7 protein-coding genes are annotated in these 8,340 nt (G+C 69.4%); 1 reads left to right on the top strand and 6 read right to left on the bottom strand.

Annotated elements, in window-relative coordinates:
- The 6 genes from C665_RS16830 to C665_RS16805 form a co-directional block, all read right to left on the bottom strand.
- The coding region (locus C665_RS16830) for a Z-ring associated ZapG family protein (protein WP_040829502.1) at positions 1-428 on the bottom strand (428 nt) is incomplete at its 3' end.
- Positions 429-458: 30 nt separating this feature from the next.
- A complete protein-coding gene (locus tag C665_RS16825) occupies positions 459-1,493 on the bottom strand; it encodes an FAD:protein FMN transferase (RefSeq protein ID WP_004323532.1) in 1,035 nt (344 codons plus the stop codon).
- On the bottom strand, positions 1,484-2,440 hold the full coding sequence (gshB, locus tag C665_RS16820; protein WP_004323530.1) for a glutathione synthase: 957 nt from the start codon (positions 2,438-2,440) through the stop codon (positions 1,484-1,486). The genes C665_RS16825 and gshB overlap by 10 nt, the downstream gene beginning before the upstream one ends.
- Positions 2,441-2,489: 49 nt before the next feature.
- Positions 2,490-3,803 carry a glutamate--cysteine ligase gene (gshA, locus tag C665_RS16815; RefSeq protein ID WP_004323529.1) on the bottom strand — a complete coding sequence of 438 codons (1,314 nt, stop codon included), beginning with the start codon at positions 3,801-3,803 and terminating at the stop codon, positions 2,490-2,492.
- Positions 3,804-3,922: 119 nt separating this feature from the next.
- Positions 3,923-5,785, bottom strand: coding sequence for a potassium transporter Kup (locus tag C665_RS16810; RefSeq protein ID WP_012584515.1), 1,863 nt, complete (start codon positions 5,783-5,785; stop codon positions 3,923-3,925).
- Between the two features lie 158 nt (positions 5,786-5,943).
- Positions 5,944-6,408, bottom strand: coding sequence for an Lrp/AsnC ligand binding domain-containing protein (locus C665_RS16805; RefSeq protein ID WP_004323527.1), 465 nt, complete (start codon positions 6,406-6,408; stop codon positions 5,944-5,946).
- Positions 6,409-6,603: 195 nt separating this feature from the next.
- Between C665_RS16805 and C665_RS16800 the strand changes: the two genes are divergently transcribed.
- A partial coding sequence (locus tag C665_RS16800) for a proline dehydrogenase family protein (protein ID WP_004323526.1) occupies positions 6,604-8,340 on the top strand: 1,737 nt, incomplete at its 3' end.

The raw sequence follows: 8,340 nt of genomic DNA, 5'->3' as shown, positions 1-8,340 counted from the left end.
ACTGCATCCGCGCTCGATCCCGTCGGTTCCGCGGCGTCCGCACCCGCAACAGCGCCCGCCGCTCCCCCCGCGAGCAGCGCGCCGGCCGCGGCGGGCTCGACCACGCGGCGGGGCAGCAGCGCATCGACGCGCTCCTGGAAGCGCTCGCGCGCCGAGGCGCCGGAGAGCTTGTCGTAGCCGGCGGACAGGTGCTCGAAGAGCTCCTTGTAGGAGCCGGCCATCGACACGAACAGGGTCGCGGTCTTGTCGAAATGGGCGTCGACCTCCTTGCGGTAGCGCTCTGCCTCCTCGGCCTTGCGCGCCAGCTCGGCCTCGAGCTCGTCGATGCGCCCCTTGGTACCGGCGCTCGAACGCCCGACGAAGAACGCGATCACGCCGACGATGACGACGGCGGAAATGGCGAGCAGCCAGGCGGTTTGCGGGGTCATGTCCATGTTGTCCTCCCTCCTTTGTGGATCTCAATCGACCACCGTCGCCTCCACCGGCGACGGGAACTGCAGGCGCGCGCGCAACGCGCGGGTGACCTCGACGCGGCCGTCCGCAGCCACGCGCAGTGCATGTTCGATGCCGAAGCGGCGGATCTGTTCGCGCCAGCCATCTCCGGCGAGGTAGGCGGGCTTGCTCGGTGCATCCGACAGCGTGCCGGCATTGGCGCGCGGCGTGATCAGGACGGTGAGCGACTGCGTGCCATGCGCGGGCTGGCCGGTGCGCGGGTCGAGCAGGTGGGCGTAGCGCTCGCCGTCGAGCTCGAAGTAGCGCTGGTAGTCGCCCGAGGTGCCGATCGCCTCGCCGGCGTACAAAGGCAGGGTGGCGAGCGGAGCGGGCGCGCGCGGATGCTGGATGCCGATCCGCCAGGGCTGGTCGCCCTTGGCGCCGAGCGCCATGACGTTGCCGCCGATGTTGATGAGCGCGTCGGCCACGCCCTGCGCGCGCAGGATCGCCGCCGCGCGGTCGAGCGCGTAGCCCTTGGCGTAGCCGCCGAGATCGAGCTGCACCGCCGGGTTGCGGCTCTCGACCCGATTGCCGTCGAGGACGAGGTCGGCCATCGACGGGTGCGCGGCGAGCAGGGCCTGCAGCTTGGCAGGGTCGGGGCGCTGCGGCACGAAGGTGTCGGTGTGGAAGCCCCACAGCGCGACCAGGCCGCCGAGCGCAGGGTCGAACAGCCCGTCGCCGGTGGCGGCGATCGCCTGCGCGTCCTTCAGCATCGCGGCGAGCTCGTCGGACACGGTGGCGGCCTCGCCGCGCGCGATCGCGGCGTTGAGCGCGGTGAGCTCGGAGGGCTCCCAGGCGTGGTAGGCGCGATGCAGGCGGTCGAACTCGCGCAGCACCGCGGCGGCGGCGCGGTCGGCCTCGGCCTGGTTCTCGCCATACACCGCGACATCGACCCGGGTACCGAAGACGTAGGCCTCGTGATGGAAGACCTGCGCGCGCGAGCAGGCCGCGAGCAGCAGCGCGCACGCGGCCAATGCAAGGATGCGCAGGTTCAGCCGCACGCACGCTCCAGCTTGTCGATCACCAGGCCGGCGACGTCGAAGCCCTGCTGCGCGGCGATCTCGACCATGCAGGTGGGGCTGGTGACGTTGATCTCGGTGAGGTGGCCGCCGATCACGTCGAGGCCGACGATCAGCAGGCCGCGCGCCCACAGCGTCGGCGCGAGGAACCCGGCGATCTCGCGTTCGCGCGCGGTGAGCGCCATCGCCACCCCGCGCCCGCCGGCGGCGAGGTTGCCGCGCGTCTCGCCCGCCCGCGGGATGCGCGCGAGCGCGAAGGGCACGACCTCGCCGCCGATGATCAGCACGCGCTTGTCGCCGTCGACGATCTGCGGCAGGTAGCGCTGCGCCATGATGGTGCGAGTGCCATCGTGGGCGAGCGTCTCCACGATCACGTTGCGGTTGGGGTCGTCGGCGCGCACACGGAAGATCTGGCTGCCGCCCATGCCGTCAAGCGGCTTGAGGATGACGTCGCCGAGCTCGTCGATGAAGGCGTGGATGTCCGCCGGGTCGCGCGCCACCAGCGTGGTCGCGGTGAACTGCGGGAATTCGGTGATCGCGATCTTCTCGGAGTGGTCGCGCACCGCACGCGGGTCGTTGAACACGCGCACGCCGGCCTGCGCCGCGCGCTCGAGCAGCCAGGTGGCGGTGACGTACTCGAAGTCGAAGGGCGGGTCCTGGCGCATCAGCACCGCGTCGAAGGCGGCCAGCGGCAGGGCCTGCGCCTCGCCCGCGCGATACCAGGCCGCGTCGTCGTCGCACACCGCGAGCGCCACGCAGCCGGTGCCGACCACCACGCCCTCGCGCCAGGTGAGGCCGGCGCGCTGCAGCGCCCACACCTCGTGCCCGCGCCGCGCCGCGGCGCGCATCATCGCGATGCTCGAGTCCTTGTAGGCCTTGAGACCCTCGAGCGGGTCGAGGATGAAAAGAAGCTTGAGCTTGCGGGTCATGGATTCATCACCGGTTCGTGTCGATTCCCGTCGGAGGCGGCGCGAGACTTCAGGCCGCCAGGGCGTCTCCACCTGCATCCTCTTCCTCGGCCGGGGCGGTCTCCTCGATCTCCACCGAGGCCGCGAGCAGCGCCAGGCGGGCCACCACGCCATAGGCGTAGAAGCGGTTCGGCGGCGCATCGGGCCCCTGCGCGGCATCGGGCATGGTGCCGCTGGTGTCGAAGGCGAGCGGCTTGAAGTGCATGCCCGGCGCGTTGAGGTTCTCGTCGCGGCCGCGCTCGGTGTGGACGCGGTAGAAGCCACCCACCACGTAGTGATCCATCATGTAGACGACCGGCTCGGCGACGCCGTCCTCCACCGTCTCGAAGGTGTGCACGCCCTCCTGGATGATGACCTCGTGCACCTGCAGGCCTTCCTTCACCACCGCCATCTTGTTGCGCTGGCGGCGGTTGAGGCCGACGACCTCGGAGGCGTCCTTCACCGTCATCACGCCCATGCCGTAGGTGCCGGCGTCGGCCTTGACCACCACGAAGGGCTCGTCGGTGACGCCGTATTCCTTGTACTTGGCGCGGATGCGGGTGAGCAGCGAATCCACCTGAGCGGCGAGGCACTCCTCGCCGGTGCGTTCCTGGAAGTTGATCTGGCCGCACACGCCGAACTCGGGGTTGATCCGCCACGGATCGATGCCGATCGCGGCGGCGAACTCACGCGCGACACGGTCGTAGCACTCGGCGTGCTTCGACTTGCGGCGCTTGTGCCAGCCGGCGTGCAGGGGCGGGATCAGCCACTGCTCGTCGAGGCCCTTGAGCACCTGCGGAATGCCCGCAGACAGGTCGTTGTTGAGCAGCACCGCGCAGGGATCGAAGTCGTCGAGCCCGATACGGCTGCCGCTGCGGCGCAGCGGCTCCAGGGTCAGCGTGGCGCCGTTGGCGAGTTCCAGCACGGTCGGCGCGGCGATCTCGGGCAGCAGGCTGCCGATGCGCACGTCGAGGCCGGTGAGGCGCAGGATGGACGCCAGCTTGGCGACGTTCTGCAGGTAGAACTGGTTGCGGGTGTGGTTCTCGGGGATCAACAGCAGCTTGCTGGCGTCCGGGCAGATGCGCTCGATCGCCGCCTGCGCCGCCTGCACGCACAGGGGCATGAAGACGTCGTTGAGGTTGTTGAAGCCGCCCGGGAACAGGTTCAGGTCGACCGGCGCGAGCTTGAAGCCCGAGTTGCGCAGGTCGGTGGAACCGTAGAAAGGCGGCATGTGGTCCTGCCACTGGGTACGGAACCACTTTTCGATGTCGCAGGCGTTGTCGAGGAACTGGCGCTCCAGCTCCAGCAGGGGGCCGGTAAGCGCGGTGGTGAGGTGCGGAACCATGGATTGGGTGTCTCTCGTGAGGGGGCCGCCACCCGGCGGGCGGCAGCCGATGCTTTGGCCGGAATGTTACACCAAAGCCCGGGGGCGCCTTCCGGCCGCCCCGATGGCGCGTGGCCGCGTCAGATCACCAACTGCGTGCCGAGTTCGACCACCCGGTTGTTGGGGATGCGGAAGAAGTCGGTCGCGCTGGTGGCGTTCTTGGACATGAAGGCGAACAGCCGCGCCCGCCAGTCGGAAAACAGCCTGCGGCTGAGCCTGGGGATCACCGTCTCGCGCGAGACGAAGAAGGTGGTCTCCATCATCTCGAACGATTCGCCGAAGCGGCTGCAGTGCTTCAGCGCACTCGGGATGTCGGGATCCTCCATGAAGCCGTAGCGCACGATCACGCGCATGAACCCGTTCCTGATGCGATGCAGGTAGATGCGGTCGAGCTCGCTCACATGCGGGGTGTCGGCGGTCTCCACGGTCACCAGCGCGACCCGCTCGTGCAGGACCTGGTTGTGCTTGAGGTTGTGCAGCAGCGCGGCGGGGACGCCATCCTTGGTGCTGGTCATGAACACCGCCGTGCCCTGCACCCGATGCACCTCCCCGACCATGTCGATGAACACGTTCAGCGGCAGGCCCTGGGCGGCGATCTCCTGCTGCACCAGGCGACGCCCCTGGCGCCAGGTGGTGAGCACGGTGAACGAGACCAGCGCCATGGCGATCGGGAACCAGCCGCCCTGGGGAATCTTGATCGCGTTGGCGCTGAAGAAGGCGAGGTCCACCAGCAGCAGCGTCCCCGCGCACAGTCCGGCCAGCAGCGGACGCCAGCGCCAGATCAGCACCATCACGAAGCCGAGCAGCACCGTGTCGATCAGCATCGTGCCGGTCACCGCGATGCCGTATGCCGCAGCGAGGTTCGACGAGTTCTGGAAGCCGACCACGAGTGCGACCACCGCCAGGTAAAGCGTCCAGTTGGTGAAGGGGACGTAGATCTGCCCCTGCTCGTGCCCCGAGGTATGGACGATCAGCATGCGCGGAAGCAGCCCCATCTGCACCGCCTGGCGGGCCACCGAGAAGGCGCCCGAGATCACCGCCTGCGAGGCGATGACCGTGGCCAGGGTGGCGAGCACCAGCAGCGGGATCATCGCCCACGACGGCCCGAGGTGGTAGAACGGGCTTTCGATCGCCGCCGGCTCGTGCAGCAGCAGCGCCCCCTGGCCGAAGTAGTTCACCACCAGGGCCGGCAACACGAAGCCGAACCACCCCAGCCGGATCGGGGCCGGGCCGAAATGTCCCATGTCGGTGTAGAGCGCCTCCCCGCCGGTCACCGCGAGCACGACCGCGCCCAGCGCGAGGAAGGCGAGCGCCGGATGATCGACGACGAAGGCGACCGCATGGAGCGGACTGAGGGCCGCGAGGATCTCCGGATAACGCACGATCTCGACCATGCCGAGCGCACCCAGCACGGCAAACCAGACCACCATGACCGGGCCGAAGAAGAGCCCCACCACCCCGGTGCCGCGGCGCTGGATCGCGAACAGCACGGTGAGGATGAGCACCGTCACCGGCACCACCCAGGCCTCGAGCCCCGGCGCCACGATGCCGATTCCCTCCACCGCCGACAGCACCGAGATCGCCGGCGTGATCATGCTGTCGCCGAAGAACAAGGCGGCGGCGAAGATGCCGAGCATCGACACCACCCAGGCCAGGCGTGCGCTGCGCGCATGCGTCACCACCAGCGACAGCAGGGCGAGCGAGCCGCCCTCGCCGCGGTTGTCCGCGCGCATCAGGATGAGCACGTACTTGAGCGTGACCAGCACCATGATCGCCCACAGCACGAGCGACAGGATGCCGAGGATGTTCCCCGGCGTGACCGGTATCGGATGGTGGCCGTTGAAGATCTCCCGCAGGGCGTACAGGGGGCTGGTGCCGATGTCGCCGAACACGACGCCGATGGCACCGATGGTGAGGGAGGGCATTGCACGCTTCGAGTCCATCACTTGCACCTTTGTTGCGCCATCGAGGCAAGCTCCGCGCCACCATCCGCGCACGACATGCCCGCAGCGTCGATCGTCCGGGACCATGCGCGATTGTGCGACGCAACTTCGCGCCCGTGTTGACCGTGCTCAAGAGTCCGCGTCGCCCCCCGGGCGCCTCACGCGCTGCCGCGCAGCGGCAGCTTGCGCTCGTCCTTGACCACCTCCATCACCACGTAGGTATGGGTCTGCTTGACGCACGGCAGGCCGGAGATCTGCTCGCCCATCACGCGGCGGTATTCGTTGATGTCGCGCGTGCGCACCTTGAGCAGGTAATCGAAGTCGCCCGCGATCATCAGGCAGGACTCGATCTCGGGGATGCGCCGCACGGCCTCGTTGAAGCGGCGCAGGTCCTGCTCGGTAGTGCTGGTGAGCAGGACCTGGACGACGACGATGTGGCCGGCGCCGACCGCGTCGGGGTCGAGCGCGGCGTGGTAGCCGCGGATCACCCCGGACTTCTCGAGGCGGCGGATACGCTCGGCGCAGGGGGTCTTGGTCAGGCCGACCCGGCGCGACAGCTCGACGATCGACAGGCGGGCGTCGGCCTGCAATTCCTGGAGGATCTTCTGGTCGATGCGGTCCATTGCGGTGCAGCAGGCGATTGGCCTGTGAAGTGATCTCACTTTGGTCATTATGACCATATAAATGCAAATTTTGGAGCCATTAACTACGGTTTTTGGCGAAGAATTCGGCCATTCCGGCGGGTCTTCCGCCGCCCCCGCAACCGCTTGCAGCACGCCCGCCCGACGCAGCGTGCGCAATGCCAGGAGTGCCCGGCCGTGACCGACAACATCCCCTCCAGCGCCCGCGCCGCAGCGGCCCTAGATGCCGCCGCCGCCCTTCCGCCGACCGCGCGCAGCACCGTCCGCCACGCCATCGACGCCGCTTGGCGCACGCCCGAGCCGGAGTGCGTGCCCGCGCTCGTCGAGGCCGCCCGCCTCCCCGCGGCCCTGCGCGAACCCGTGCGCGCCCTCGCCCACGACCTCGTCGTCGGCCTGCGCGCCACGCGCACGCGCTCGTCCGGCGTCGACGCCCTGATGAAGGAATTCTCGCTCTCCAGCCAGGAAGGCGTGGCGCTGATGTGCCTGGCCGAGGCCCTGCTGCGCGTGCCCGACAAGGCCACCGCCGACCGCCTGATCCGCGACAAGCTCGCCGACGGCGACTGGCGCGCACACATCGGCAACAGCCCCTCGCTGTTCGTCAACGCTGCCACCTGGGGCCTGCTGATCACCGGCCGGCTGGTGTCGACCAGCAGCGAACAAGGCCTGTCCTCCGCGCTCACCCGCCTGGTGGCGCGCGGCGGCGAGCCGCTGATCCGCAAGGGCATGGACCTGGCGATGCGCATGCTCGGCGAGCAGTTCGTCACCGGGCGCGACATCGACGAGGCCCTCGAGCGCGGCCGCGAGCACGAGAACAAGGGTTACCGCTACTCCTTCGACATGCTCGGCGAGGCGGCGATGACGGCAAGCGACGCAGAGCGCTATTTCCGCGACTACGAGCGCGCCATCCAGGCCATCGGCGTCGCCTCCCGGGGCCGCGGCGTGGTCGACGGCAACGGCATCTCGGTCAAGCTCTCGGCCCTGCATCCGCGCTACACCTGGTCGCAGCGCGAGCGCGTGCTGGCCGAGCTGCTGCCGAAGTTGAAGACCCTGTGCCTGCAGGCCAGGCGCCACGACATCGGGCTGAACATCGACGCCGAGGAGGCCGACCGCCTCGACCTCTCGCTCGACCTGCTCGAGGCGCTCGCCACCGACGACGCGCTCGCCGGCTGGACGGGACTGGGCTTCGTGGTCCAGGCCTACCAGAAGCGCGCCCCCCACGTGCTCGACTTCGTCATCGACCTCGCGCGCCGCAGCGGCCAGCGCATGATGGTGCGCCTGGTCAAGGGCGCGTACTGGGACGCCGAGATCAAGCGCGCGCAGATCGACGGGCTGGCCGGCTACCCGGTGTACTCGCGCAAGGTGTACACTGATGTGTCCTACCTCGCCTGCGCGAAGAAGCTGCTCGCCGCACGCGACGTCATCTACCCGCAGTTCGCCACCCACAACGCACATTCGCTGGCGGCGATCTTCCACCTCGCCGCCGCCGACGGCCGCGCATGGCAGCCGGGCGACTACGAGTTCCAGTGTCTGCACGGCATGGGCGAGCCGCTCTACGACCAGATCGTCGGCCGCGCCGACCGTCACCGCCTGGTGCGCATCTACGCCCCGGTGGGCAGCCACGAGACCCTGCTCGCCTATCTGGTGCGCCGCCTGCTCGAGAACGGCGCCAACACCAGCTTCGTGAACCGCATCGTCGACGAGCGCGTGCCGGTGGAGGAGCTGATTGCCGACCCGGTCGAGCAGGCCGCCCCGCTCGCCGGCGCGCCGCATCCGAAGATTGCGCTGCCCGCCGAGCTGTTCGGTGGCCTGCGCACCAACTCCGCCGGCATCGACCTCGCCAGCGAGCCGGTGCGCGCCCGCATCGCCGCGGCGCTGGCCAACTCGCGCACCACGCCCTTCGCGGCCGGTCCGATC

The organism is Thauera aminoaromatica S2 (assembly GCF_000310185.1).
Lineage (GTDB): Bacteria > Pseudomonadota > Gammaproteobacteria > Burkholderiales > Rhodocyclaceae > Thauera > Thauera aminoaromatica.
Note: the sequence above shows the minus strand (reverse complement) of the source record. Positions and strands in the feature narration are given on the sequence as shown.

Excerpts from the sequence above, each read along its gene's own strand:
- gshA (WP_004323529.1), bottom strand. The coding sequence starts at position 3,803 with ATGGTTCCGCACCTCACCACCGCGCTTACCGGCCCCCTGCTGGAGCTG.
- C665_RS16805 (WP_004323527.1), bottom strand. The coding sequence starts at position 6,408 with ATGGACCGCATCGACCAGAAGATCCTCCAGGAATTGCAGGCCGACGCC.
- C665_RS16810 (WP_012584515.1), bottom strand. The coding sequence starts at position 5,785 with ATGGACTCGAAGCGTGCAATGCCCTCCCTCACCATCGGTGCCATCGGC.
- gshB (WP_004323530.1), bottom strand. The coding sequence starts at position 2,440 with ATGACCCGCAAGCTCAAGCTTCTTTTCATCCTCGACCCGCTCGAGGGT.